The sequence below is a fragment of the Roseateles sp. P5_E1 genome (assembly GCF_054049335.1).
Genome location: NZ_JBFUMN010000040.1, coordinates 20,936 through 46,806 on the forward strand (window position 1 = coordinate 20,936; position 25,871 = coordinate 46,806).

Annotated in this window: 19 protein-coding genes; 4 read left to right on the forward strand and 15 right to left on the reverse strand. The window is 68.2% G+C overall.

Translation table 11 applies throughout. The features are described 5' to 3' along the window. Positions 1–56: 56 nt before the first annotated feature. Genes ACXJKJ_RS22595 through ACXJKJ_RS22615 form a run of 5 tightly spaced genes read right to left on the reverse strand, consistent with a single transcriptional unit; the run spans position 57 to position 4,969 of the window. Positions 57–1,304 (reverse strand): heme biosynthesis HemY N-terminal domain-containing protein, encoded by a 1,248-nt coding sequence (locus ACXJKJ_RS22595; protein ID WP_457392666.1) that lies wholly within the window; start codon positions 1,302–1,304, stop codon positions 57–59. Between the two features lie 13 nt (positions 1,305–1,317). Beyond that, the gene (locus ACXJKJ_RS22600; RefSeq protein WP_235531915.1) at positions 1,318–2,463 is read right to left on the reverse strand and encodes a uroporphyrinogen-III C-methyltransferase; all 1,146 of its coding nucleotides are present in this window, start codon (positions 2,461–2,463) and stop codon (positions 1,318–1,320) included. 16 nt (positions 2,464–2,479) lie between these two features. Continuing rightward, entirely contained in the window at positions 2,480–3,220 is a 741-nt protein-coding gene (locus ACXJKJ_RS22605) for a uroporphyrinogen-III synthase (RefSeq protein WP_457355871.1), read from the reverse strand. Then, positions 3,217–4,143, reverse strand: coding sequence for a hydroxymethylbilane synthase (hemC, locus tag ACXJKJ_RS22610; RefSeq protein ID WP_457392670.1), 927 nt, complete (start codon positions 4,141–4,143; stop codon positions 3,217–3,219). Before hemC ends, ACXJKJ_RS22605 begins: the two co-directional genes overlap by 4 nt. A 7-nt stretch (positions 4,144–4,150) precedes the next feature. Next, positions 4,151–4,969, reverse strand: a complete 819-nt coding sequence (locus tag ACXJKJ_RS22615; protein ID WP_457392673.1) for an AraC family transcriptional regulator — start codon at positions 4,967–4,969, stop codon at positions 4,151–4,153. A gap of 66 nt (positions 4,970–5,035) precedes the next feature. Here ACXJKJ_RS22615 and ACXJKJ_RS22620 point away from each other — a divergent pair, with 66 nt between their 5' ends. Further along, positions 5,036–5,677, forward strand: coding sequence for a glutathione S-transferase family protein (locus ACXJKJ_RS22620; RefSeq protein ID WP_457392704.1), 642 nt, complete (start codon positions 5,036–5,038; stop codon positions 5,675–5,677). Here the strand turns inward: ACXJKJ_RS22620 and ACXJKJ_RS22625 are convergent. The 7 genes from ACXJKJ_RS22625 to ACXJKJ_RS22655 form a co-directional block, all read right to left on the reverse strand. Further along, positions 5,655–7,913 carry a DUF6445 family protein gene (locus ACXJKJ_RS22625; protein WP_457392676.1) on the reverse strand — a complete coding sequence of 753 codons (2,259 nt, stop codon included), beginning with the start codon at positions 7,911–7,913 and terminating at the stop codon, positions 5,655–5,657. The two genes, ACXJKJ_RS22620 and ACXJKJ_RS22625, sit on opposite strands and share 23 nt — an antisense overlap. Then, positions 7,910–8,893, reverse strand: a complete 984-nt coding sequence (locus ACXJKJ_RS22630; RefSeq protein WP_457392679.1) for a cupin-like domain-containing protein — start codon at positions 8,891–8,893, stop codon at positions 7,910–7,912. Before ACXJKJ_RS22630 ends, ACXJKJ_RS22625 begins: the two co-directional genes overlap by 4 nt. Positions 8,894–8,898: 5 nt before the next feature. Beyond that, complete coding sequence (locus ACXJKJ_RS22635; RefSeq protein WP_457392682.1) at positions 8,899–9,594, reverse strand: SapC family protein; 696 nt, start codon at positions 9,592–9,594, stop codon at positions 8,899–8,901. 16 nt (positions 9,595–9,610) lie between these two features. Next, on the reverse strand, positions 9,611–11,161 hold the full coding sequence (locus ACXJKJ_RS22640; RefSeq protein WP_457392685.1) for a tryptophan halogenase family protein: 1,551 nt from the start codon (positions 11,159–11,161) through the stop codon (positions 9,611–9,613). A 172-nt stretch (positions 11,162–11,333) separates the two neighbouring features. After that, positions 11,334–14,414, reverse strand: coding sequence for a TonB-dependent receptor (locus ACXJKJ_RS22645; RefSeq protein ID WP_457392687.1), 3,081 nt, complete (start codon positions 14,412–14,414; stop codon positions 11,334–11,336). A gap of 522 nt (positions 14,415–14,936) precedes the next feature. After that, positions 14,937–15,626 (reverse strand): response regulator, encoded by a 690-nt coding sequence (locus ACXJKJ_RS22650; protein WP_457392690.1) that lies wholly within the window; start codon positions 15,624–15,626, stop codon positions 14,937–14,939. Continuing rightward, positions 15,623–17,125 (reverse strand): ATP-binding protein, encoded by a 1,503-nt coding sequence (locus tag ACXJKJ_RS22655; RefSeq protein WP_457392692.1) that lies wholly within the window; start codon positions 17,123–17,125, stop codon positions 15,623–15,625. Before ACXJKJ_RS22655 ends, ACXJKJ_RS22650 begins: the two co-directional genes overlap by 4 nt. Before the next feature lie 104 nt (positions 17,126–17,229). Here ACXJKJ_RS22655 and ACXJKJ_RS22660 point away from each other — a divergent pair, with 104 nt between their 5' ends. Next, positions 17,230–18,465 (forward strand): cytochrome-c peroxidase, encoded by a 1,236-nt coding sequence (locus ACXJKJ_RS22660; RefSeq protein ID WP_457392695.1) that lies wholly within the window; start codon positions 17,230–17,232, stop codon positions 18,463–18,465. A gap of 90 nt (positions 18,466–18,555) precedes the next feature. Beyond that, entirely contained in the window at positions 18,556–21,354 is a 2,799-nt protein-coding gene (ppc, locus tag ACXJKJ_RS22665; RefSeq protein ID WP_457392698.1) for a phosphoenolpyruvate carboxylase, read from the forward strand. Positions 21,355–21,385: 31 nt separating this feature from the next. On the opposite strand, the gene ACXJKJ_RS22670 is transcribed toward ppc, so the two are convergent. After that, a complete protein-coding gene (locus ACXJKJ_RS22670; RefSeq protein ID WP_457355882.1) occupies positions 21,386–22,456 on the reverse strand; it encodes a glycine zipper 2TM domain-containing protein in 1,071 nt (356 codons plus the stop codon). 240 nt (positions 22,457–22,696) lie between these two features. Here ACXJKJ_RS22670 and ACXJKJ_RS22675 point away from each other — a divergent pair, with 240 nt between their 5' ends. Beyond that, positions 22,697–23,491, forward strand: a complete 795-nt coding sequence (locus ACXJKJ_RS22675) for an alpha/beta fold hydrolase (protein WP_457355883.1) — start codon at positions 22,697–22,699, stop codon at positions 23,489–23,491. Between the two features lie 169 nt (positions 23,492–23,660). On the opposite strand, the gene ACXJKJ_RS22680 is transcribed toward ACXJKJ_RS22675, so the two are convergent. Then, positions 23,661–24,857: a hypothetical protein gene (locus ACXJKJ_RS22680; RefSeq protein ID WP_457355884.1), complete on the reverse strand. Its 1,197-nt coding sequence runs from the start codon at positions 24,855–24,857 to the stop codon at positions 23,661–23,663. A 35-nt stretch (positions 24,858–24,892) separates the two neighbouring features. Next, a complete protein-coding gene (locus ACXJKJ_RS22685) occupies positions 24,893–25,735 on the reverse strand; it encodes a LytR/AlgR family response regulator transcription factor (protein WP_457392700.1) in 843 nt (280 codons plus the stop codon). Between the last annotated feature and the right edge of the window lie 136 nt (positions 25,736–25,871).

The window sequence follows — 25,871 nt, forward strand, 5'->3', positions numbered from 1 at the left end:
TTCAGGGGCCCGACAAGACTTTGGCGCTTTTTTAGAAATAGTTTGAGCAGCCGCCATCAGGGCAGGCGCGCGGCGGCTTCGAAGCAGCGCGCGCGGCGATTTTCGTCGCCTTCCTGCTCGGCCAGCGCCGCCAGTGCCAGCCAGCTGCGACGGCGGGCCGGGCCGGGCATCGTCACGTCGTCGGCTGCCGTCTCAAGCATCAGTCGCGCCTTGCCCCAGAGCTGGCGCTCCGCAAGAGCATGGCCCAGCGCATAGGCCAGAGCGCGCTCGCGTGGGAAACGCGACTGCGCGGACTCGAGGCGCTGCAGCCAGTCAGGCCCGCAGCCAGCCAGCACCGGCACGAGAGCATTGGCAAGCGCCGCACGGTCGTCAGACTGCAATTCGGCCAGATCATCGAAGAATGGCCGCAGCCAGCCGCGACCGTCGTCCGGCGCACCGAGTTGGCCGGCGCATTGCGCGGCACGCGCGGCGACGAGGGGATCACGGCGATCGGCTGGATCGAGCTGTTGCCAGATCGAGCGCAGCTGGTCGACATCACGCGCGCCGTCCAGCGCTTCGAAGGCCAGCGACCGCAACAGTCCCTGGGCAGCCACCTTGGAGAAGGCCTGATGCTTGGCGAGCAGGCGCGCGGTGCGCAGCGCATCCAGCGGCTGGCGAGCCAGGCGCGACGCCTGCAGCCGCAGGCGCAGGGCCTGGGTGCGGCGCGCGACACCGGGGGCCAGTTCGCCGAGCACGCTCAGTGCGCGCGTGGCGTCGCGGTCGTCCAGGGCCCATTCGGCGGCGAGCAGCCGAGCGCCGTCTTCCTGCGCGCGTGCGCCACTGGTGCGATGCGCCAGATCGAGGGCGCGCGCGAGCTGTTCGTCRCGGTGGCGGCGGTCCTGCAAGCGGTGGGCACTGGCCGCGGCGAGCAAGTGGGCCAGGGCCATGAAGGACTGGTCGGCCGCCAGTTCGGGCGTGGCGGACTGGATGTTGAGGGCCTTCTGCGCCGCTTTCTGGGCGCGGCTGAAGCGGGCGCCGAAGAGCTCGACCAGAGCCTCGCGCAGGGCGAGCTGGGCACTGCGTTCACGCTGCGCCAGCCGCCACTCGCGGGCGCGCTTGGGCAGGGTCGTCAGCGCCTCGATGGCCTGGATGGCCGTGACGAGGGCGAAGCAGCTGGCGACCAGCAGCAGCAGGAAGAGATTGAGCGAGATGTCGACCCGCCAACCGGCCCAGTAGAAGCTGGCAAGGCCGTCGTTGCTGCCCAGAGTCAGTGCCGCGACGACGGCGACGACGAAGAGCAGGACCAGCCAGATGACGAGACGCATGATCAGCGTCCTTTCATCGACCGGCCGCGGCGGCGGTCAGCGCAGCCAGCGTGTCATCCGGCCGCGGCACGCTGACCTGGCGCGCCTGGCCTGACACCTGGCGCAGCAGCTCGGCCACGCTGGCCACCTTGCGCGAACGGGTGTCGAAGTAGCGGTTCAGCATTTCCTGGCTGTCACGAAGGTCGGACTGAGCGGTGTCGAACTGGCGGCTCAGCAGCGCCAGGCGGGCATTCAGCAGGCGCAGCTTCAGGTTCTCGCGCAGGAAAAAGCTCTGATCGGGCGAGACCAGTGCCGCCTCGGGATGGTCGATGCGGGTCACGCGCAGCAGAGTGCGGGCTTCGCCCCAGACCACACCGGTCCAGCTGGAGAGTTGCTGCGTGGCCTGCCACCACCACAACGAGACCTTGCCGTCCGCCGCTGCGGCGGCCTGCTCGCGTTGCAGCTTCAGTGCACGCTCGCGCTCCTTGGCGGCATCGCCGTTGCGCTCGTCGCGCTGCTTGGGCGCGGCCTCGTTGCCCGAGACCAGCGGCAGTTCGTCGGCCATGCGCACGACTTCGTCGAGCTTGATAGTCAGCGTGGACACGTCGACGACGGCAACCGCCTTGACGCGGTCCAGGTCGCGCGCGACGGCGCGGCGTATGCCTTCCATGCGCGGTTGCTTGTAGCGCAGCAGGCGCTCGTCGGCCTGCTTGAGCGTGGCCACCAGGGGTTCGGCGCTGCCGGTGATCTGCGTCTGCTGAAGGGCCACGCGGATGGCAGCCTCGATGTCGCCGACGACGTTCTCGTCCCGCGAACGGGACATGGACTGGATCAGCTCCTCCAACTGGCCGCGCTGCAGGGCGACCTCGGCCAGACGCGCATCCAGCAGCGAGACCTTGGCGGCCGTGTCGCGCACCAGCTCAGCGGATTGCTTGGCAGCCAGCCGCGCCTCGGTGGCCTGCGCCTGGCTGGCCTCCTGGCGGCGCACCAGCTCCTGCTCCAGAGACTGCTGGCGCGACAGGCTCTGCCAGGCCAGCACGACGCAAAGCAGCACGGCGGCGCCCAGCAGGGCCAGCAGCCAGGGCAGCCAGACCGGCAGCGCGGGGGCGAAAGGGGACGGTGGCGGCGCGGCGGGCTCGGCCGCGGCGACAGCAGGGGGATTCAGCGCAGGCTCACTCACAGTGCGATGGATTCTGTCAGAGGCCTTTCAGGGCCTGAGTCACCGCTTCAGGGGCCGGTCGCGCCAAAACCACAGGATCGAAGCCGGCCGCCCGGGCAGCTTCGGCAATGCGGGCATGGGTGGCGATGGCGCGCTGCTGGTTCATGTCCATGCCTTGCAGGTGGCCGACGGCCTCGGCACTGCTGAACAGCCATACAAAGGCTGTGGGCTCTGCGCGAATGGCGTCCAGCAATGCCTGCTCGGCCATTTCGAAGCGGGGGCCGGCACGGTGATAGGTCGTCACGGTTTCGACGCGCGCGCCAGCGGCCGTCAGTTGCTCGGCCAGCCATTCGCGTCCGCCATCGCCGCGCAGCAGCAGCACCCGGGCGCCGGCCCAGGCACGACGGGGTGACAGTTGTTGCCAGAGGTGTTCTGAGTCCAGGCTGGCTGAGTCCGCTGCGGGCTGGACGATCTGGCCCGCGGGCACGCCGCGTTCGATCAGCGCCTGGGCGCTGCCGGGCCCGACGCAGGCGGCCAGCGTGTGGACTGGCCACGGGCGGTCGGCGTGGCGGAAGAACTGCTCGACGGCGTTGGGGCTGACGAAGACGGCCAGATCCATATCGGGCAGGCTGGCCCAGGCCGCGACGACCGCTGCCGGATCGCGGGCCGGCAGGATCTCGATGAGGGGCAGCGCCACCGCCTCGACGCCGAGTTCGGCCAGGCGCGCCAGCCAGGCCGCGCACTGCGGCCGTGGGCGCGTGACGATGAGGGTCGTCATCCAGGCAGGTAGGAGCCGGCGCCCAGTTCGCGCAGGCGTGCAGCGGCCTGCTGGCCCAGGGCCCGGGCCGCATCGGTCGCCACCACGTCACCCGTGACGCTGGTACGCAGCAGCGGCGAGGTGTGGGCCTCGGCATGGCCCAGGGCGGCGTCCAGGCACAGCGTCGCGCCCTGCCAGCGGGCGTGGGCCGCCAGCGGCAGGCTGCAGCTGCCGCCGAGCGCACGCGACACGGCGCGCTCGGCCTCGCAGGCCAACAGCGTCGGCTGATGGATGAGTTTGGCCAGGGCTTCGGCCAAGGCACCGTCATCGGCGCGGATCTCCAGGCCCAGGGCGCCCTGCCCCGCGCACGGCAGCATCTGGCCGATATCAAACAGGGCACGTATGCGGTTGGCGAGCCCCAGGCGCTTGAGGCCGGCYGCSGCCAGCACGATGGCGTGRTAGCCRCCYTCGTCGAGCTTGCGCAGCCGCGTGTCGAGATTGCCRCGCAGMGGCTCGACGCGCAGGTCGGGCCGCAGGCTSAGCAGTTGSGTCACGCGGCGCAGGCTGGAGCTGCCCACSACSGCGCCCTCGGGCAGTTCGGCCAGCGAGGCGTAGTCRTTGGARACRAAAGCATCGCGCGGGTCYTCGCGCTCCAGCACGGCCGCAAGAACGAAGCCCTCGGGCAGCTCCATCGGCACGTCCTTCAGCGAATGCACAGCCAACTGGGCGCGGCCGTCGGCCAGGGCCGCTTCGAGCTCCTTGACGAACAGGCCCTTGCCGCCAATCTTGGACAGCGTGCGGTCCAGGATCTGGTCGCCGCGCGTCGTCATGCCCAGCAGCGTCGCGGTAATGCCGAGTTCCTCGGCGAGGCGGGCCTGCACATGCTCGGCCTGCCACAGCGCCAGGCGGCTTTCGCGCGTGGCGATGGTGATGGAAGTGGTCATCCGGGGATTATCGAGGCGGGCTGCGGTAGGCCTGGGGTGGCTTGCCGACGAGCCGACTGAAGTCGCGCGTCAGGTGGGCCTGGTCGTAATAGCCCAGGCGCTGGGCCAGGTCGGCCAGGTCCAGTTCGGCACCGCTGGCGAGCTGGTCGGCCGCTTCGTGCAGGCGGTAGCGGCGGATGACCCACTTGGGGCTGACGCCGACATAGTCGCTGAACCAGGCCTGCAGGGTGCGCATGCCGACACCCGCGTGCTCGGCCAGCTCGTCCACGCGGGTCAGCGTGGGGTCGTTCTGGGCCAGGGCCAGGATGGCATTGAGCCGGTCCACCTTGGGGTCGGGTTCGCCAAGCAGCGGACGCAGCAGGGCCTCGGCGGCGGCGATCATGCCGGCGTCGTCGCGCTCGCTGAGCACCGCGTGCTCGGCCTGGGCGTCATCCACCGGCAGCACGGCCGACAGCGGCAGATGGAGGTCGGTGATGGTGTGCAGCGGGCGCTTGAGCAGGCCGCGAAAACCACCCGGCCGGAAGCGCAGGCCCAGGCCGCGGTTGGCGCCGGTGAGCCGGTGCTCATAGGAACCGCTGACGACACCGAAGACGGCGGTCAGCTCGGCGTCGAAGACGATGTTGACGACCGGATAGGGCAAGGTGCGCTGCACGAAGTCGGGCTGACCGCGCAGATCCCATTCGACGACCCAGTGGTAGTCCAGGAAGGGCGCGAGGTCGGGCGCGGGCTCGTAGCGGGCGAGACGGAATTTGCGCTGCGCGGTCGCCGGGTCGACGACGCCCTTGGCCCGGCTGGTCACGGCGCGCAAGGGGGCGGTGGCTGTCATGCGTGTTTTTCCAAGACGTCGGCGGGGGCCGCAGCCTACAACAGCGCCTCCTTCACTCCATCCCACATCGTCATGAGCCGCTTCGTCACCCTCTTCCACGCGCCCAACAGCCGCTCCGCAGGCGTGCGCATCCTCGTTGAGGAACTGCAAGCCGAACATGAGCTGCATGTGCTCGACCTGACCAGGAAGCAGCAGCGCGAGCCCGCCTATCTCGCCGTCAATCCGATGGGCAAGGTGCCGGCCCTGCTGCACAACGGCGTGCTCATCACCGAGCAGGCCGCCGTCTACCTCTACCTGGCCGAGCTCTACCCGGAGCGCGGCCTGGTGCCACCGGTGGGCGACCCGCTGCGCGGCAACTTTCTGCGCTGGATGGTGTTCTACGGCTCCTGCTTCGAGCCGGCGATGACGGACCGGGCTCTCAAGCGCGAGGACTGCCAGCCGTCCTGGTCGCCCTATGGCGATTTCGACAGCGTCGTGCGCCTGGTACAGCAGCAGCTCGAAGACGGCCGGCCCTGGCTGCTCGGCGAACGCCTGACGGTGGCTGACTTCCTGTGGGGCAATGCACTCGCCGACATGTTGGCTTTCCAGATGATGCCGGCGACACCAGCCGTGGCGACCTACGCCGACCGCATGCGATCACGCCCGGCCGCCCAGCGCGCGCTGGCGCTGGACGCAGAGCTGGCGGCTAGGCAGGCTGGCGGCTCTTGAAGAAGGCGTTGATGGTGAGGCGGCCCATGCCGGTCTGGTAGCCGGCCTTGGCAGCGGGCCAGTTGATGTCGCCGGTATGGAAGATGCTGCCGCTGTAGAAGATGGCACGGTTCCACTTGGCCGGCACCCGGCCGATGACCTCGAAGTAACGGTTGCTCTCGGTCATGTAGCCAGGCGCGATGCCGTACTTGTCGCTGAAGGCGCTGCCGTTCAGCGTGTTGGAGTCGCGCATGAACTGGCGCGTCTCGGCGTCGGACATCAGCGAACGGAAGAACACGGTGCCCCCCAGTTGCTCGTCCTTGAACAGGTAGTGCACGGATGCCGAGATCACCTCGCCCGGCCCGATGGCGGAGTCGTCGCGGTGGCAGATGCGCTGGCGCGGGTCCAGCGTCGTGGCGTCCTGGGTGACACGCGAGAAGCGGCCGAACATGCCCAGCCCCGGGCCGGCACCCAGCCGGGGGCGCAGGTGCTGTTCGAAATAGCCCCCCAGTGCGCCGGCGATGCCGTCCGGCAGTGCCAGCTGCGGGCCGGGATAGGGATGGCCCGCGGGCGCCTCGAACTGGCCGGCCTGGGCCTGGGCGAGCGCCACGAGGGCCTCGGGGTCTTGCGCGAAGTCGTCGACGACATAGACCGTCGCGCCGTTGGACAACTGCACCGTCTCCAGACGAGCGTTGGGGTTGATGCGCAGCTCGGGGCCGACGACGGGCTTGTTCGTGACCAGGTCGAGCTTGGGTGCGGGGCAGAAGCCGTCGATGAACTGCTGGTGCTTGGGCAACTTCATCAGCGTGCGCGCCACGTCCTTGCGGATGTCGCCGAGGAACTCCGCGAGGTTGCGGTTGTCCATGTTGCGCGTGATGGGGTGGTGGCTGGCAGGCGTGATGCCCTGCCCCATCATGACCTGCACCCAGGAGTTCTCGGCGAACAGCTCGCCCTGGTTCAGCATGATGCGGGCGGTGTCGCGGAAATGCTGGATGCGGTGCTTGAGCAGCGGCGGCACATCCATCTCGCGGCAGTCACGCCAGAAGGCCGAGTCCGTGCGGTTGTTGACGTGGTAGTGCAGGATGATGAAGTCGCGCACGACCTCGATCGCCTCCTGCGTCTGCCGGTTGTACTCGTCGATATCGCTCTGGCGCACGCCATCGGTCGGGAACAGCTCGATCAGCCGGGTCAGGCCCTTCTGGATCAGGTGGATGCTGGTGGATTCGATCGGCTCCAGGAAGCCGCTGGCCAGGCCGATGGCGACGCAGTTCTTCTTCCAGACCTGCTCGCGCTGGCCGGGCGTGAACTTGATGACGCGCGGCTGGCGCAGCACCTCGCCCTCGATGTTGGCGAGCAGCGCCGCTTTCGCGTCGTCGTCGCTGATGTGCTTGCTGCTGAACACGACGCCGTTGCCGACCCGGTGCTGCAGCGGGATGCGCCACTGCCAGCCCCAGGGGTGGGCGATGGCGCGGGTGTAGGGCACGGGCTCGCCGACCAGCGTGGTCTGCACAGCCAGCGCGCTGTCGCAGGGCAGCCAGTGCGACCAGCTCTCGTAGGGCACGCCCAGCGTCTCGCCGATGAGCAATGCGCGCATGCCGGTGCAGTCGATGAAGAAGTCGCCTTCGACCAGCGCGCCGCCATCGAGTTGCAGGCCGGTGATGTCGCCGCTGGCAGCATCGGTGTGGACCTTGGCGATCTTGCCTTCGATGCGCTGCACGCCCAGCGCTTCGGAGAAGCGGCGCAGGTACTGGCCGTAGAGCGTCGCGTCGAAGTGATAGGCGTAGTTGATGCCGTTGTCGGGCAGCGTCGCGAAGCGGTTTTCCAGCCCGGCGCGCAGCTCCAGGCAGTAGTCGCCGTAGTCGCTCGCCAGGCCACGCTTGCGGCCTTCCAGCCAGAAATGGTGGAAGCCGGCCGTCCAGTGACCCTTGCCGGTCTTGCCGAAGGAGTGGAAGTAGTTCTCGCCGACGTTGCGCCAGTTCTCGAAGCTGATGCCGAGTTTGAACGTGGCCTGCGTGGCCTGGATGAACTCGCGCTCGTCCAGGTCCAGGATCTCGTGCAGGATGTGCAGCGTCGGGATCGTGGCCTCGCCAACGCCGACCGTGCCGATCTCCTCGGACTCGACGAGCCGGATGTCGTAATGCTTGCCCAGGCATTTGGACAGGCCCGCGGCCACCATCCAGCCKGCGGTGCCGCCACCGGCGATGACGACGCGACGGATGGGTTTGGGAGCGGTGGTCATGGTCGTGGATGAGCTCATCGTTTGAGTCGGTTCTGCAGCATCGAGCGCAGCTGGCGGGCGCTGTTGTCGGTCATCGGCGCGAGGATGCCGCGCGCGGCGGGCGGGATGTGGGCCGCCGTCTGTTCATCGGCGTCGAAGACGTAGTGGTTGAACAGCGCGCGCCAGGTATCGCGCTGGGCCGGTGGCAGGTCGCGCAGTGATAGCAGGGCCATCAACAGCGTGTTGATCGGCTCGTCCATGAAGGCCGGGGACTGCCGCCACCAGAAGTTGACGAGCGCACTGATGGGCTCCAGCGACTCCACGCCATGCCACCACTGGCTGGGGATGAAGAGCGCATCGCCTGGCAGCAACTCGAAGGTTTGCGCATGCTCCAGCGCCTGCGCGTATCGCGGGAAACGCACGAGGTCGGGCCGCGCGTGGTCGACGAGGCTGATCGGCTGGCCGGCGGGGGTCAGGTCCAGCGGGCCGATGTAGAGGTTGGCGACCTGATCGGGCGGGAACAGCGTGAAGCGGCGCCGGCCCGCGACGACGCAGGCGATGTTGTCGGGCAGGTCGAAATGCGCGGCCACCTGCATGCGGTTGCCCAGCCAGATGCTCGCATGCGGGTTGAAAGGCGTAAGGGCAGGCAGGTCGTTGGGCGGGCGCAGGCCGGGGAAGCAGTGGTCGATGCCGGTGGAGCCGAGGTAGAGGGCGTCCGGCGTGCCGGCCAGCAGCTCGTCCAGCAGCGCGCCGAAGGTGTGGGTCTCGTGCCGGAAGTTGAAGCCGGTGAAGTCGGCGTTGTAGAAGAAGCGCCCGCCGATCTCCGGTGCGCCGCGCCAGAGGGCCAGGCGCGTGTCGGCGCCGAAGCCGCGCAGGTAGTCGCAAAAATCGGCGTCGGACCGCTGCGCGGCCTGCACCAGCGGCCAGCGCCCGACCAAGCCGCGCATCAGCACGGGCTGGGTGGACTGGAGCACGTCTGCCGGGATCGCCTCGGCGCTCACATCACTGCGCTCCGACATCCTGCTCACCCCTCGCGTGCGAGGTGGCGCTTGATCAGCTTCGTGAAGTTGGACAGCGAAGCGATGGCCATGTAGATGGGCTGCAGGTAGTCGGCCTGGTGCAGCAGGCCGACGGTGCTGGCGTCCAACGCGGCGAGGCGCTCCTCCTGGATGATGTAGTAGCCCGCCAGCTGACCATGCGAGCCGTCAGGGCGCTCCACGTCGAGCACGAAGGACTCGAGCAGTTCGTACTTCATCAGCGTCTGGATGAAGTCGGTCGTGGCCTCTAAGCCCTCATGCAGCGTGCGCAGCACGGAGTTCGCGTTCTCGGTGAAGTCGGTCGTACCGCCATGCGGCAGGAACACGGCCTCGCCCTCGGCGCCCAGGCTGATGCGCTTGCTGTCCATGTCGACCATCATGCGCAGCTCGTCATCGGCGACGCCGATGGAGAACGGCAGGCGCTGTACGGACAGCGGCAGGTAGTCGGCATCCCAGCCCTGCTCGTTCAGGAACAGGTTCTCCCCCTCCTGCAGGCCGAACAGCGCCGCCGGCGCGAAGCCGCCCTTGCCGTCAGGCTGGAAGACGATGGGGTAATGCGCCTGGAGCTTGCGGAACTCGTCCACCGTGACGGGCGCCGACATGATGTCGTCCCCCCACTTCGCGCCGCGCTGGGTGATGACGCGCAGGTCCTTGTGCTGGATATTGTTGAGCAGTTGCGGCATGGATGGGCTCTGGAAATCAAGCGGCCGGCGGCATGCCGTGCTCGCGGATGTGTTGGATGAGGTCGCGGTGGCGGGGCAGGCCGCCCAGCAACCGCCGGGTGATTGTCGTCACGTCCTTGAGGCCGGTTTCGGCTTGGGTCCGCTGGTCGGCACGCGGGGCCCGCAGCGCGGGCTTGAAATGCATGCCATAGAGCACGTACTGGTAGCTCGCGGCGGGGAAGACCTCTTCGTTGCGATAGAAGTCGTTGCGCGACGGCGCGCGGTGAGCCCAGAGCTGCAGCAGTTCGCGCAGCGACTCGGGTTGCGTCGCTGCGCTGCGGTGCTCGCGCCAGTAGTCCGCGTCGTCGCGGCGGCTCAGCACATAGTGCAGCTTCAGGAAGTCGATGATGCGCGACCAGCGGTAGGCGAAGGCCTCGTTGAAGCGTTTGGCGACGAGGTCCATGTCGGCGCGATTGGCAGGCATCTCGTCGCGGATCATCGCGGCCGACAGTTCGACCAGCGCCAGCGCGGACGCCTCCAGCGGCTCGATGAAGCCGGCAGACAGCCCGACGGCGACGCAGTTGCGATGCCAGAAATGCTCGCGGTAGCCGGGGCTGAAGCTCAGCCGGCGTGGCGTTGCGTCGCCCAGCGACAGCCCGTTGCGCTGCAGATGGCCCAGCAGCGCGCGCTCGGCGGCGGCATCGTCGGTATGGCCGCTTGAAAACACCAAGCCGATGCCGCGCCGCGTGGGCAGGCCGATGTCCCACGTCCAGCCCTCGGCATGGGCTGTGGAGATGGTGGCCGATGCGAGCGGCGCCTTGGCATCGGCATGCGGCACCTGCACGGCCAGTGCGCTGTCGTTGAAGAGGACGCCCTTTTGGCATCGGAGGCCGACGCCGTAGTGCTGGCCCAGCAGCAAACTGGCCATGCCGGAGCAGTCGATGAAGAGATCGCCTTCGAGATCGCCGTGCTCGCGGGTCGCAAGCGCCGCGATGTCGCCGTTCTCGTGCGAACGCACGGCGACGAAGTGATCGACGATGTGGCGAACGCCGAGCACCGTCGTCGCATGACGGCGCAGCAGATGGCCGAGCTTGACAGCGTCGAAGTGGTAGCCGTAGTTGAGGACGCCGGCGAAGTCCGGCGTCGTCGTCTGCTTGGGCGCCAGGCGTGCGTCGCACACATGCGGCTGCGCACCCACGCTTTCGGCAAACGCGTGCTCGCCGCCCGCCTGCAGCCATGCGCCTGCCAGGTCGGCCTCGCCATGGCCGTGAGGCAACGTGAAGGGGTGGTAGTAGCGATCACCGGCACCGCCGTACAGCCAGCCGTCGAAGCAGGAGCCCTGCTTGAAGGCTGCGTCGCATTCGCGGATCAGGTCGACTTCACTGAGGCCGATGCGATGCAGCGTGGCGCGCATCGTCGGCCAGGTGCCCTCGCCCACGCCGATGGAGGGCACGTCGGGGGATTCGATGAGCGTGATCTGCAGCGCGTCGGGGCCGTCACCGCCCAGTTCCGCCGCCAGGGTCGCAGCCGTCAACCAACCGGCCGAGCCTCCCCCCAGCACCACGATACGTCGAACGGCTGTCGTCACCTCGGAACTCATCCCGCAAAGTATGGCCGTGCGGGTGCCGGGCACGCCGCAAAGGCCGAGGAATTCTGAAAGGAAATTTGGCCGAGGTGGGCGTTGCGCGCCCGCCTCGGCCAATCTGGGTCGCCCGGCGAACGGCCCCGAGGGGCGTTTACCGGGCGGCGGTGCTCATCGCTCAGAAGCGATAGCGAGCACCGACCAGGTAACGGCGGCCCGTCTGGATGGCGGAGATGATCTCGTTCTTGCTGCGGCCGTGGGTGCGGATGTAGCCATCGTTCAAGTTCAGCAAGTCGGCCTGCAGGGTCAGGTTCTTGCCAATCTTGTAGCCGATGGACGCGTCCACCTGCCCATAGGCCTCGGTGTACCGCGGGTTGTTGCCGTTGTCGTTACCCAAGAGGAACGAATCGCGCCAGTTGTAGGCGGCACGAATCGACCACTGGTCGTTTTCGTAGAAGCCCACCACGTTGGCGGAATCGCTGACACCCACCAGAGGGGACTGCACATCGGTGCTTGACGCGTCGTTGCGGTACTTCAGGCCACTGCGGACCAGCGTGTAGTTGCCCGAGACGCCGAAGCCACTGGTGCTGAACATGTGCTGGAAGTTGAACTCCAGGCCCTTGATGTTGTCGCCACCGGCATTGGACGGCGTCGTGATGTCGAAGATCAGCGGCTGGGCGCCGGGGACCGTGCCCGCAATGTTGCCCTTCAGGAAGTTCGGGTCACTGGCATCGGTGACCGTGACGCCCGGCTGGCCGTTGTAGTTCTTGAAGATGTAGTTGCGCAGCAGCTTGGGACTGTCAGCAGGAATACCCGACGCCCGGGCAGCGTCGAAATACGTGCCACTGGCAGGCTGGTTCAGGCCGGCGAACGTTTGCTGAACCGTTTTCGTGGTGAAGAAGTCGGATACCTTCTTGTAGAAGGCGCCCGCTGCCACATACGACGACTTGGCGTAGTAGTACTCGGCAGACAGGTCCAAGTTCTTGGACTTCAGCGGCTTCAGTGCCGGGTCACCGGTCGAACCGGCACCATGGATGTTGTAGCGGCCCGAGTTCGCGTTCAGAGCGACACCGCCCAGCATGTCGCCGAAGTTCGGGCGACCGATGTTGACACCGTAGCTCGCGCGCACCTTGATATCGGACGTCAGGTCGGCATCCCAGTCGATGCTGGGCAGCCAATAGCTGTACTTGCCGTCCTTGGTACCGAAGGTCGTGGTTGCGCCATCGAGCCTCACCTCGTTTTCCGCATACCAGGTGGTGGCGTTGTAGGAGGTGACTTGTGACGAGGACGTGATCTTCGTCTGCTCATAGCGCAGACCGACCGACAGGTTCATCGGGATGGACGTGTCGAACGAGTGGTCCCACTGACCGTAGGCCGCGGTCGACTTCTCGGTGGTGCGCCAATCGTTGCCGTTGGTGAAGTCCGTATACGGCTTGAAGTAGGCATCTGCCTCCGCCGCGCTCAGCGGATTGCCCGCCGGGAGCGACGTCGGACGATACGACTGCGCGTTCTTGACGGCCTGCGCACGCAGTTGGTCGAAGTTCGGCACGAAGAACGTCGGGAACTGGCGCGGGTCGCTGCTACCAGGAATCCGGCCGTAGAAGCTGGCGATGTTGTACTGGGCGACGGTCATGTCCTTGAACGAGCCTTGCGGGCCGATGCCACCCCAGTCGCCGTGGAAGTTGTTCGAGCCGGCGGAACGATTCTTCAGCTTGGTGAAACCGAGGCCGGCGAGCAGCTTGTCGTCGGCGCTGAGCTTGTAGGTGCCGCTGGCCTGGACCTGGTCGACGTCCTGGTACGAAATGTTGTTCGTGAACTGAGATCCCGTGACGGTGGTCTTGCTGGAGTCGTACTTCAAGCCGGGCGACTGCATGACCGGGAACTTCTGGTCGTAGTACATCGTCGTGTTGCCCTGGTTGAACATTGCCAGGTCAATGACGTTGGTGTCGCCGTAGGGGCTGTCCGGATTGGTCCGGGACGTCGAATGGTGAGCGTCGAGATCGATGTTCAGCTTCTCGCTGACCTTCCATGCCGCATTGAAACCGGTGGAGTTCAGCTTGGTCTTGACCGCCTGCTGGGCAGCGTACATCGCGAAGTCGTGCGTGCCGTCCCAGGTGGCCGTCTGGATGATCGGGTCGTAGACCTGGCCCGTGGCGGTGAAGGTCGTGGGCGGCTGGCCATTCAACGGGCCCGAATACGAGGGGCCGAACCAGGAGGAGTTCTCAATGGCGTTCTGCTTGGTCGCGTTGATGGCAATCGTGTGGTCCAGCGTGAACTTCAGTTCCTTCGTCGGGGAGAACTGCAGAACGGCCTGACCGTTGATGCGCTCGCGCTCCAGATCGGTCACGCGGTAACGCACGTCATTCGTGTGCGTCACATAGCCGCTGGTCGGGAAGTTCTTCAGGTTGCCGGCCGGAACACCGTCATACGCCGTACCGGCGGCACCGTTCGTAATCGGCTGAGTTTGCCAACCGTTGCCAGTGAAGGCGTTGTTGGAGCCCGAATTGCGCTTCGAGTAGTTGCCGCTGATCGAGATGCCGAGCGTGCGGTCCCCGAAGGACGTGCTGTAGATGCCGGAGATTTCTGGCGTGACCTTCGAGCCCGCAATCTCGCCCGGCAGGCGGCCGATCGACTCGTCATAGTTGGCCTTGATGCCGATGCTGGCGATGGTTTCGCGCACATCCAGCGGGCGGGCCGTCTTGACGTTGATGGTGGCGCCGATACCGCCCGTCGGCGACGAGGCTCGCGCGGTCTTGTACACCTCCAGCGCGGAAACTGCGTCGGAGGACAGGTTGGCAAAGTCGAAGGCGCGGCCGGCACCATTGGAGGTCGGCATCTGCCGGCCGTTCAGCAGCACCATGTTGAACTGCGGGCCGACGCCGCGAACGGTGACTTGCGAGCCTTCACCGCTCATGTTCCGGTCGATGGACACGCCGGCGATGCGCTGCATCGACTCGGCCAGGTTGGTGTCCGGGAACTTGCCGATGTCTTCGGCCACGATGCCATCGACCAAGCCGCGTGAATCGCGCTTCAGGGTGACAGCGCTGTCAAGGGACCGGCGAATACCCGTGATGACCACGGTCTCCAGGGAGTTGGCAGCAGCCGACGCCGCAGATGCAGGTGCCGCAGCGCCAGCCTGCTGAGCATGCACGGCCGCGGCACCCGTAAGCAACGCGATCGATGAGGCCCACGCAACGGGCTTGAGCCGGATGGACCGCACGGGACCACGCCGAACTTTGGAAATCTGAGGGTGTTTCATTTGTCTCCTTACTTGCTTTAAGCGGCTGTAGCGCCGATTGATGACGACTCTATGGCCCGCTGATGCCAGCACTTGGTAGCGTTACCAGCACTCCTCAAAAAAGAGAGTGCCCGTTGCAGGCGCCTGCGTACTGTACGTTTTGGCCTCCCCATGACTCCTGGGGTTTACGCGAGTTGATCTTGCCGTGTGCGCAATCAACAACACCTGCGAAAGCAGCTCTTTCCGGGGTGGCCGGACAGCGAATCGTGCGCTTGCGCGCAACCATCGGGGATGAGCTTTGGTAGCGATCTCAGCATCCTTGCCAAGAGCACATCGATCTGCGGGTCAATTCAAATAGACAACGCTGTCAACAATATCCCAATGTGGCGGAGGATTCAATTGCAGGCGCAGTCTGGTTTTCCCGGAATGGGGACAGAAAGCCCATGATGGGTCACTTGGGCACCAGAGGAGTGCCTCTGGTTTCAGTGCAGGTACGGCGCCCGTGATGAGTTGTCCAAAAGCAACGCAGTGGAGAAAGCAGGCTCAGGCCAGGTCCAGCCGGTAGCCCACGCCGTACACCGAAGCGATGCATTCCTGGGCTGGCTCCAGCGCCGCCAGCTTGCGGCGGATGTTCTTGATGTGGCTGTCGACAACCCGGTCGGACACGTCGCGGAAGTCCTCGTGGATGAGATCCAGCAGTTGCGACCGTTCGAAAACGCGCCCCGGCTGTTGCAGCAGCTGGCGCAACAGGCGGAACTCCACCGGCGTCAACGACAGCACCTGCTCCTGCCAGACGATGCGCTGGCCCGCCTCATCCACCGCAAAGCCGCCACCCGCCGGCACCAGTGTGGCCGGCGCCAGCCGTCCCTGGGCGCGGCGCAGCAGGGCCTTCACGCGGGCCACGAGTTCGCGCGGGCTGAAGGGCTTGCAGACGTAGTCGTCCGCGCCCAGTTCCAGGCCAAGCAGCCGGTCCAGTTCCTCGACACGGGCGCTGTTGATGAGGATGGGCACGTCGCTGAACATGCGCACGGCGCGGCAGACCTCCAGGCCGTCCAGCCCGGGCAGCATGACGTCCAGCAGCACCGCCGCCGGCATCGGGCCGGTCTTGAGCCTCTCCAGCGCCTGGCGGCCATCGGCCAGCCATTCGCTGCGGTAGCCGGCGGCCTGCAGATAGTCCCGCACCAGGGCCGCCAGCTTGGGCTCGTCCTCGACGATCAGGATGAGATCGCTCATAGGCCATTTCCCTCGGGTTTGAGCGGCAGTGTCAGCACCATGGCCAGGCCGCCCAGCGTCGAGGCCTCGGCGTGCAGGCGACCACCATGGGCCAGCGCGATGGCACGGGCGATGGCCAAGCCCAGGCCCGAGCCCCCAAAGGCGCGACTGCGCGAGGGGTCGACACGGTAGAGCGGGTCGAACAGGCGGTCCAGCTCGGCCTCCGCCACGCCGGGCGGTGTGTCTTCGATGCGGATCTCGATGGCCGTGCCCAGCGAGCGCGCCGACACTTGCAGCAGGCCGGGAGCCTCGGTGTAGCGCAGGCTGTTCTCAAGCAGATTGGCCAGCAGTTGAGAGACTCGCACCGCATCCCAGCACGCGGCCGGCAGCACCTGCGGCAAGGGCGCCTCGATGACCAGGCCCCGCGCCCTGGCACGCGGCGCGACGCGCTCAAGGGCCGCCTGCAGCAGCGCAACCGGCGCCACGGGCTCGAACTGGCAAGGCAGGGACCGCAGCTCCGACGTGGCCAGCAGATGGAAGTCTTCAACCAGGCGGGAAAGGCGCTTGATCTCTTCCTGCAGCGAGTTGAGCGCCGTGCTGTCCAGCGGCCGTATGCCGTCCACCAGCGCCTCGACCTCGCCACGCAGCACGGCCAGCGGCGTGCGCAACTCGTGGGACAGCTCGGCGATCCAGCGCTGGCGGCTGCTCTCCAGTCGCTGCAGCGCCTCGGCCATGCCGTTGATGTCCGCGTGCAGGCCTGTGATCTCGCTGGCGCCGCCGCCATCGCGGGGCGCGGGCAGGCGCACGTCGAACTCGCCCGCCGCGATCCGCCGTGCCGCAACCTGGGCCTCGGCCAATGGCCGCGCCCAGCGCACGGCGAGCAGCCGTGCCAGCACCAAGGCCACGATGAGGACACCCCCGACCACAACGCCCAAGCCGATGTACTGCCGTCGCAGGAAACTGGCGTCCACCCCCTCGGCCGGCCCGGCACGTTCCGCCAGCCGCAGCACGGCCAGCGTCTGGCCATTGAGCTTGATGGCGCGGGTCTGGCCGGGGCGGCCCAGCGTCTCGCGGCGGCCCGCCAGCGGGGTGATGCCATCGGCAGCCAGCACAACGACACGTGGGCCGAAATTGGAAGGGTCGCGGCGCGGCGGTGGTGGGTCGCGGCGCGGGTCAGGCGGCGGACGGCGGCCCTCGGGATCGCCACGCTCCGGTGGCGGCGGATCGTCGGACCGGCCGCCCGGCGGTGGTCCTTCAGCAGGGCCGCCATGCCCCGTCGACACGCGCACGGTGTCCAGCCAGTCACGCAGCGCCGGGCGCCAGTCCTGCGGCGCCCCGCCGCGCCGGGCCAGGTCTCGCTCGGCGGCTTCCATCAGTCGCGTCAGGTGCTCGCCGTCCTGAGCCTGCAGATAGTCACTGAAGCCGGCGCGCAGATTCCAGACCACGAGACCGGCCACGGCCGCGACGGCCGCCAGCGCGATGGTGATGAGAAGCAGGGACAACTGGTGGACGAGACGCATGCGCGCATCTTGCCGGGCAACTGTGGAGCCAGCCTCCACGGTTTCTCCATGCTGGGCCCACGCTCGGCCGGGAAGCTCGCGGCATGCCAACGAAGGAGACCGCCATGCCCGCCCGCCACATCCTGCTGCCCGCAATGCTGCTCTGCCTGCTCGCTGGCTGCGGCGGCGGCGCTGGCGGCGCCGCTGCCGACGCCAGCGCCGATGCCGCCGCCCAGCGCCCACCCCGCACGCCTTTGCCAGCGCCAGTTCCCGTGCCGACGCTGGCCCAGGTCGGCGACCGGTTGTTCGAGGAGGTCAGCCTCTCCGCCAGCGGCAAGCTGGCTTGCGCCAGCTGCCACGTCGAGGCGCGCGGCCATTCGGACGCCGCTGGCAGCTTCCTGCCCCTGGGTGGTGCCGACGGCACCCACCAGGGCCTGCGCAGCTCGCCGAGCGCGCGCTACCTCGACCAAGCCGGCGCTTTTGGGTTTGACGCCCAGGGCCGCCCCCGCGGCGGGCTGTTCTGGGATGGCCGCGCCAACAACCGCAGCGAGCAGGCGCGCGGGCCACTGTTCAATGCTGACGAGATGGCCAATGCCGACGTCGCCGCGCTGGCAACCCGGTTGCGCGCCCTGCCCTATTCGGCCGACCTGCGTGCCGCAGCCAATCTGCCGGCCGCCGCGACTGACAACCAGTGGGTCGACGCCGCCGTCATCGCACTCGCCCGCTACCAGGCCGATGACGCCAGGTTCCATCCGTTCACAAGCAAGTTCGACGCGGTCCAGGACGGCCGCGCCACCTTCACCGCCCAGGAGCAGCGCGGCCTCAATCTGTTCAACGACCCGCAGCGCGGCAACTGCGCCAGTTGCCATGACAGCCGGCCTGTTCAAATCCAGCCAGGCCTGAACCGCGCCCTGTTCACCAACTTCAGCTATCACGCCCTCGGCGTGCCGCGCAACCAGAGCCAGGCCACCGCCAATCCGGCCTTCTTCGATCTCGGCCTGTGCGCCCGCAGCGACCTCGCTGGCCGCGCCGACCTGTGCGGCATGTTCCGCACGCCGACGCTGCGCAACGTCGCCTTGACGGGACCGTACTTCCACAACGCCCGCTTCGCCGCACTCGAAGACGCCGTCGCCTTCTACGCCACGCGTGACCTCGATCCGGCGCGCTGGTACCCGACCGTCAACGGACAGGCCCTGGTCTATAACGACCTGCCCGCCCTCTACCACGGCAATGTCCAGCAAGGCGCACCCTTCCGGCGCGCCGGCCAGCCGCCGGCCCTGACCGCCCAGGACGTGACCGACGTTGTCGCCTTCCTGCGCACGCTCAGCGACGGTTTCACGACAGCGCCGGCAGCACAGTGAAGGGGCCCGTTCCAGAGAAGAAACTGCTAGAGTCACGGAGAGGTAACTTGGTTACTTCTCCTATAGCAATTCCTTCTCGGACGACCTGCCATGCCCTCACGAGCCGCTCCTGCCCGCCAAGAGATCGACAAAAAGGCCGACAAGAATGAACCGCTGGTGGCTGACATCCGGCTGCTCGGGCGCATCCTCGGCGACGTCATCCGCGAACAGGAGGGGCGCGAGGCCTACGAGCTGGTCGAGCGCATCCGCCAGCTGTCGGTGGCCTATCGCCACAAGCACGACAAGGAGGCTGGCAAGCGCTTCGACAAGCTGCTGAAGAGCCTGTCCGGCGAGCAGGCCGTCAGCGTCATCCGCGCCTTCAGCTATTTCTCGCATCTGGCCAACATCGCCGAGGATCGTCACCACATCCGCCGCCGCGACGTGCACGAGCGCGCCGGCAGCCTGCAGCCCGGCTCGCTGGCCTATTGCCTGGAGCATCTGCACGAGGCCGGCATCCGCCCGACCGAGATCGCCGAGGTGCTCAAGCGCGGCTTCATCTCGCCGGTGCTGACGGCCCACCCGACCGAGGTGCAGCGCAAGAGCATCCTGGACGCCGAGCGCGCCGTGGCCGGCCTGTTGGAAGCTCGCGACCGCGCGGGCACGGAGCGTGAGCTGCGCGACACCGAGGGCCTGCTGCGCGCCCGCATCACCCAGCTCTGGCAGACCCGCATGCTGCGCTACTCCAAGCTGACGGTGGCCGACGAGATCGAGAACGCGCTCTCCTACTACCAGTCCACCTTCCTGCGCCAGATTCCCAAGCTCTATGCCGAGCTGGAGGAGCACCTGCCCGGCGAGCAACTGCCCAGCTTCCTGCGCATGGGCAACTGGATCGGCGGCGACCGCGACGGCAACCCCAACGTCGGCGCCGTGACGCTCAAGCGCGCCATGCAGCGCCAGAGTGAGGTGGCGCTGCGCCACTACCTGACCGAGCTGCACGAGTTGGGCGCGGAGCTGTCCATCTCGCTACACCTGACGGGCGTCTCTGCCGACATGCAGAAGCTCGCCGAGCGCAGCCCCGACCAGAACGTCCATCGCATGGACGAGCCTTACCGCCGTGCGCTGACGGGCATGTATGCCCGCCTGGCCGCCACCCTGCATGCGCTGACCGGCACCGAGGCGCTGCGCCATGCCGTCGCGCCGCAAGACCCCTATCGCACACCCGATGAGCTGCTGGCCGACCTGCGCATCATCGAGGCCTCGCTGAAGAGCCACCATGCCGAAGCGCTGATCGCACCGCGGTTGAGCCCGCTGGTCCGCGCCGTGCAGGTGTTCGGTTTCCACCTCGCCACGCTGGACCTGCGCCAGAGCAGCGACCAGCACGAGCTGGTGCTGGCGGAGTTGCTGGCCACGGCCCGGATCGAGGCCGACTACCCGGCGCTCGATGAAGCCGCCAAGCGCGAACTGCTGCTGAAGCTGCTGAACGACGCCCGCCCGCTGCGCGTCATCGGCGCGAGCTATACCGACAAGACGCTGTTCGAACTCGCCACCTTCGAAGCCGCCCACGAGGCCCTGGCCCGCTTCGGCCGCGAGGCGCTGCGCCACTACATCATTTCGCACACCGAGTCGGTGTCCGACCTGCTGGAAGTGGCCCTGCTGCTGAAGGAAACCGGCCTGCTGCGCGGCGTGCTGACCGAGTATGCGGTCAGCGACCTCATCATCGTGCCGCTGTTCGAGACCATTGGCGACCTGCGCGTCGCGCCGGACATCATGCGCGAGTTCTACGCCCTGCCCGGCGTGCGCGGCCTGGTGGACCGTTCGAGCGGCGAGCAGGACATCATGCTGGGCTACTCGGACAGCAACAAGGACGGCGGCATGTTCACGTCGTCCTGGGAGCTCTACCGCGCCGAGATCGCGCTGGTCGAGCTGTTCGACGAATTGAAGCGCGTCGGCCCCATCACGCTACGCCTCTTCCACGGCCGTGGCGGCACCGTCGGCCGCGGCGGCGGCCCGAGCTATCAGGCCATCCTGGCCCAGCCTCCCGGCACCGTGAACGGCCAGATCCGCCTGACCGAGCAGGGCGAGGTCATCGCCTCCAAGTACGCCCACCCGGAGATCGGCCGGCGCAACCTGGAAACGCTGGTGGCCGCCACGCTGGAGGCCACGCTGCTGCATCCGACGCAGAGCGCGCCCAAGGGCTTTTTGCAGGCTGCACAGGCGCTGTCGGACGCAAGCTTCGACGCCTACCGCGGTCTCGTCTACGACACGCCCGGCTTTGCCGACTACTTCTTCGCCAGCACGCCGATCCGCGAGATCGCCGAGCTGAACATCGGCTCACGCCCGGCCTCACGCAAGGCTACGCGCGCCATCGAAGACCTGCGCGCCATCCCCTGGGGCTTTTCCTGGGGCCAGGCCCGCGTCGCCCTGCCCGGCTGGTGCGGCTTCGGCTCCGGCGTGGAGGCCTTCCTCGGCGAAGAGCCGGCACAGCGCGCCAAGAACCTGGCCCTGCTCAAGCGCATGCTCAAGGGCTGGCCCTTCTTCCGCGCGCTGCTGTCCAACCTCGACATGGTGCTGGCCAAGACCGACCTGGCCCTGGCCGAGCGCTACGTSGARCTGGTGGARGACAAGAAGCTCGGCAAGCGCATCTTCACGGCCATCCGCGCCGAGTTCGACCTCACGCAAGCGGCGCTGAGCCTCATCACCGGCGACGACAAGCGCCTTGCGGCCAACCCGTCGCTGGCCCGCTCCATCGAGCACCGCTTTCCCTACATCGATCCGCTCAACCACCTGCAGGTCGAGCTGATGCGCCGCTACCGCCGCACCCAGGCCGACGACCCGGCCATGGAGCGCGTGCAGCGCGGCATCCATCTGTCCATCAACGGCATCGCCGCGGGGCTGCGCAACACCGGTTGAAGCGCACGCCCCCGACCGCGTCGCCTGGACGCTAGCGCTGGTAGGCCGCCAGCGTGTCGCCAACGACGCGCACCGTGTCGCCCACGCGGAAAGACGGCGGGTCGGCATAGACGACCGTGCGCTGCTGGCCGTCGTTCGTGCGCACCACCACTTCGTACTGCGTGCGCTCGCTGTTGCGCTTCTGGATCTCGCGGCCCAGCAGTGCGCCGCCCACTGCTCCGGCCACGCCCGCGGCCGTGCGGCCATCGCCCTTGCCGAACTGGCTGCCCACCACCGCGCCCAGCACGCCGCCGGCCACCGTGCCCAGCACGCGGCCCTCGCCGTCGACCTGCACGGCATTCACGGCCTGCACGGTCGCGCAGTCATAGCAGGCCTCGGCGCGGCGCGGCGGCAGGTTCACACTGGCATACGCATTGGGCACGCTGCTGCGCACGCTGCGGTCCCCCAGGCGCAACTGGGCCGTCAAAGGCCGCTCGGTATCCACCCAGGCGCCGCGCGGCAGCACATAGGTGCCGGCATATTCGCCGGGGCGAATCTCCTCAAGGACGATGTTGCGCGTCTCGCTGCCCTGCAGCAGCACGGAGGCCTGGCCACCTGGTGTGCCACGCAAGGTGTAGCGCAGCGCCTCGGCGCGGCCACGGCCGCGTTCGCGCACAACATCCATGGACTGGATCTCCGGCCGCAGGGCCGTCTCGCCCGGCACCGGCCAGCCCGCCTGCAGCGCTTCGCCCAGCAGCGCCGTCGTGACGCGGTTGTCACGGCGCAGATTGGCATGCACCCGCGAATCCGGCCCGATGCGGTCCGAGCGGCCAATGATGTAGCTGCCCTGATAGCGGCCCGCGCTGGTCTCGTCCAGGCGCACCGTGCGCCGGCTGCCGTCGATCTGCAGCAGCACGTTTGCCCCCGGCGTGCCCCAGACCGTGAAGTTCAGCTCGGCGCCCGGCTCGAGGCGGTCGACCTGTTCGACGTCGAAGCCCGTCACGCGCAGCATCGCCACCTGGCTGCTGCGCTGCTGCGCCTGGGCTGGCTCGGCCAGGAAGGGCGTGCCGGCCACCAGCGCGCAGGCCAGGGCCGTTGCCGAGAAATGCTTGGCGTGCTTCATTGCGCGCTCCTGTTGATTGGGGAGCCCCAGCCTAGGCGCCACCGCAGTGCAGCAAACATCGGCCTGCGGCCTGCTCACGGGTAGGCCCATACCTACAGCCCCTTCCATGCGACTGGGTTCGTGATCCCCTGCGCCGCCCGCCGGCGCGGCGGCCTGAAACGAATGAAACAAACGCCCGGCCCTTCGCAGCCTGCTTGAAACACACGCACCGGAGGATGCCGCCACATACCGGAGATCGCCATGACCGAGTCCCAAGCCACCCCCGTCGTCTGCCTGCACTCCAGCGCCGCCAGCGGCAAGCAATGGCGCCGCCTCGTTGCCCAGGGTAGTGACGCCTGGCAGTGGCACACGCCCGATCTCTACGGCCATGGCGGCCGGCCCGACTGGCCGGAGCTGATGCCCAGCCAGCTGTCGGTCGAAGCCAACGGCGTGCTCGCCGGCTTGCCGTTCGCAACCAACCAGGGCTTTCATCTCGTCGGCCACAGCTATGGAGGCGCCGTCGCCCTGCAGATGGCCCTGCAGCAGCCGCAGCGCGTGCTGTCGCTGACCTTGTACGAACCCGTGGCCTTCGGCGTGCTGCCAGCCCTGGGTCCGAACGAGCCGGAGTGGGAAGAAATCAGCGCGGTCGCCGCCACGCTGGGTGCCGCACTCGACCGCAGCGACGATTTCGGCGCCGCGCGCGGTTTCTGCGCCTATTGGCAGGGCCGCGACGTCTGGCCCGAGATGGACATCGCCGCGCAGCTGCGTATCGCCGAAGCCATGCCGACAGTGCGCCGCCATTTCGAGGCCCTGTTCGCCGCGCAATGGAGCGACAGCTTGCTGGACCTGCTGCGCATGCCGGTGCAACTGATCTGCGGCAGCGCCACCCGCGCCAGCGCCCGCCGCGTGGCGCAGAGCCTGTCGGTGCGGCTGCCGCTGGTGAAGCTCAGGATGCTGGACGGTGCCGGGCACATGGCGCCGATCACGGAGGCGGCGCGGGTCAATGGGCTGGTGCTGGAGAGCCTGAGGGCGATGCAGCGGGTACCAGCAGGTTGACTCAACCCTTGCTGGCAGAGGCTGGCTGGCGCGGCGTGGCCATGATGCGCGCCAGGACGGCCGAACCGGCACTCGACGCCGCCGGTAGGCCGTCACCCCGGCTGCCACGATCCCAAACCAGCGATGCGTCCGTGCAGTCATGCCGTCAACATAGGCAAGGCCGGCCGCCTCAGGGTGGCGCGGATGCCGGCCTGTCCTTCATCACCGTGCGGGCATAGGCCAGCTCGCCCTGGCGAGCCAGCAGGGCGAGCTGTCGCCCCATGCGGCTGAGGCCGCCACAGTTGGGCTCTTTCAACCACCGCATCGAGTCTGCCGCCATCGCCTCAAGGACCCGGTTGCCCTCATCGCGCTGCAGAGCCTTGGCGCTGTGCACCAGGCCGACGCGCTCCTCCAGCCTGTACAGCAGGCTGGCTTCGATGAGCTCCGTCGTCATCTCGGGCAGGCGTCGCACGGCTTGCTCGCAAAGCTGGCGCCTGTTGGCATCACCGAGCGTTTCGGGGCGGCAGGCGCGCGAGATCTCGAAGTGCGGGCTTTGCATGATGGCCATGTCTTTCCCAAGCACCATCATCAGAGCCATGGCCTCCTCCGGCGTCGGCTCGGCCGCCGCGACTTCGGCCATGGCGATGGATAGCGGCCTGAATGGCGGGGCCGTGCGGGCACGCTGGGCGAATTGATAGAGGGCCTGGGAAACACCCGCTGCGTCGCCACGCTGCTGGCTGTCCTGCATGCGGGCTTGCCAGGGCCAGGCGTCGCCAGGGTTGAGCAGCTCCAGCCTTTCCAGGGTCAGTGCGGCACAGGCCGTCGGCAGAGGACCGGGGGCCTGCGGTTCTGTCAGGAACACGCCACTGGGATACGACGCCGGCGGCAAAGGCGGCCTGGCGGCAGCAACTCGGCGGGCTGCATCGTTGCGGCAGGCACTCAGTGCCAGGCGATAGGCTGCCGCGTCGGTGGTCGTGGCCGCGAGCGCGGCGGCCGCCTGCACGTCGTCACGCAGCACGGCGGCGGAGATACGCTGCCCCGGGCTACCCGCCTCCAAACGCCTGAGCAGGCTGGCCCTGCCCTCCTCGGCCTGCCGCTCCCAGACCTGCGCCCAAGGCGGCGGCTCCTCGCTCTTGCCATCCATGTCGGCACGCTTCACCCGGCCGAAGCCGCAGACCTCGACGAATTCCTTCGACTCGGCGCCCGCCGGCCCGCTGGCCTGTGGCTGCACCACGGAGGCCGCGATGGACCGCGCGGCCGCAGTCGCCAGCGCTGGCACCGGCGTCGAGCTGGCCGCGACCGATGGCGCGGCGACTGGCGCCGCCGAGCTGGGCTGCGGTGGCCGCCACACCCGCCACCCGGCCAGGCCGCCGGCAGTCGCCAGCATCAGCAGGCCCAACGCCAGCCACCTCCTGCCTCGCCTCAACGCGCCTGTCCCGCCAGTGCCTCGCGCACGGCCGCCACCTGGCGCCGTGACACGRCCAGCCATTCGTCGACATGGACGACGCGCACCGCCCAGCTGTCGGCCACCTCGGCGGAGTCACCGCCATCCAGCTCACCGAAGGATGTCGGCGCGTGGCGCTCCAGTTCGCGCACGGCCCAGCGCGCCACCAGCGCGTTGCGGTGCACGCGCAGGAAGCGCTCGCCGAAGCGCTGCTCCAGGTCGGACAGGGCCCCGTCCATCACATGGCTTTCGCTGGCGGTGCGCAGCGTCAGGTATTTCAGTTCGGCCTTGAAATACAGCACCTCCGCGATCGGCACGCGCAGCAGGCGGCCCCGGTCGGTCAGCGTGACGAAGTCAGCCATATCAGGAGCGCCGGGCGCGCCGGGCGTGTCCAACGGCTGCTGGGCCTGGGCGGCACCCCGCTCGGCCAGGCGCTGCGCGGCGCGGGCCAGGGCGGCCTGCAAGCGCTCGCGGCGCACGGGCTTGGTCAGATAGTCCAGCGCGTCGAGTTCGAAGGCGCGCAGCGCATGCATGGCATGGGCCGTGACGAAAATGATCAGCGGCGCCGGCAGGCCGGGCTGATCCGCCTGACGCTGGGCCAGGCTGTCGGCGAGCTGCAGGCCGTCGGCGCCGGGCATCTGCACGTCCAGCAGCACGATGTCGCAGCCATGTTCGCGCAGCCAGGCCGCGGCCTGGGAACCGGTGGCCGCCTCGGCGACGACCTCGCAGCGCGGTTCCTGGATGGCGTCGACCAGGCCGCGCAGGCGCAGCCGGGCCAGGGGTTCGTCGTCGACGAGAAGGACGCGCAGGGCTGTGGTCATAACGGCACCAGGATACGCAAGGAAAAGCGCTGCTCGGTGGATTCGATCTCGAAGCGCGCCGCGACATCGTGCATCAGCTTCAGCCGCTGGCGCACATTGCGCAGGGCCAGGCCATGGCCGGCCGTTCGCGTCGGCC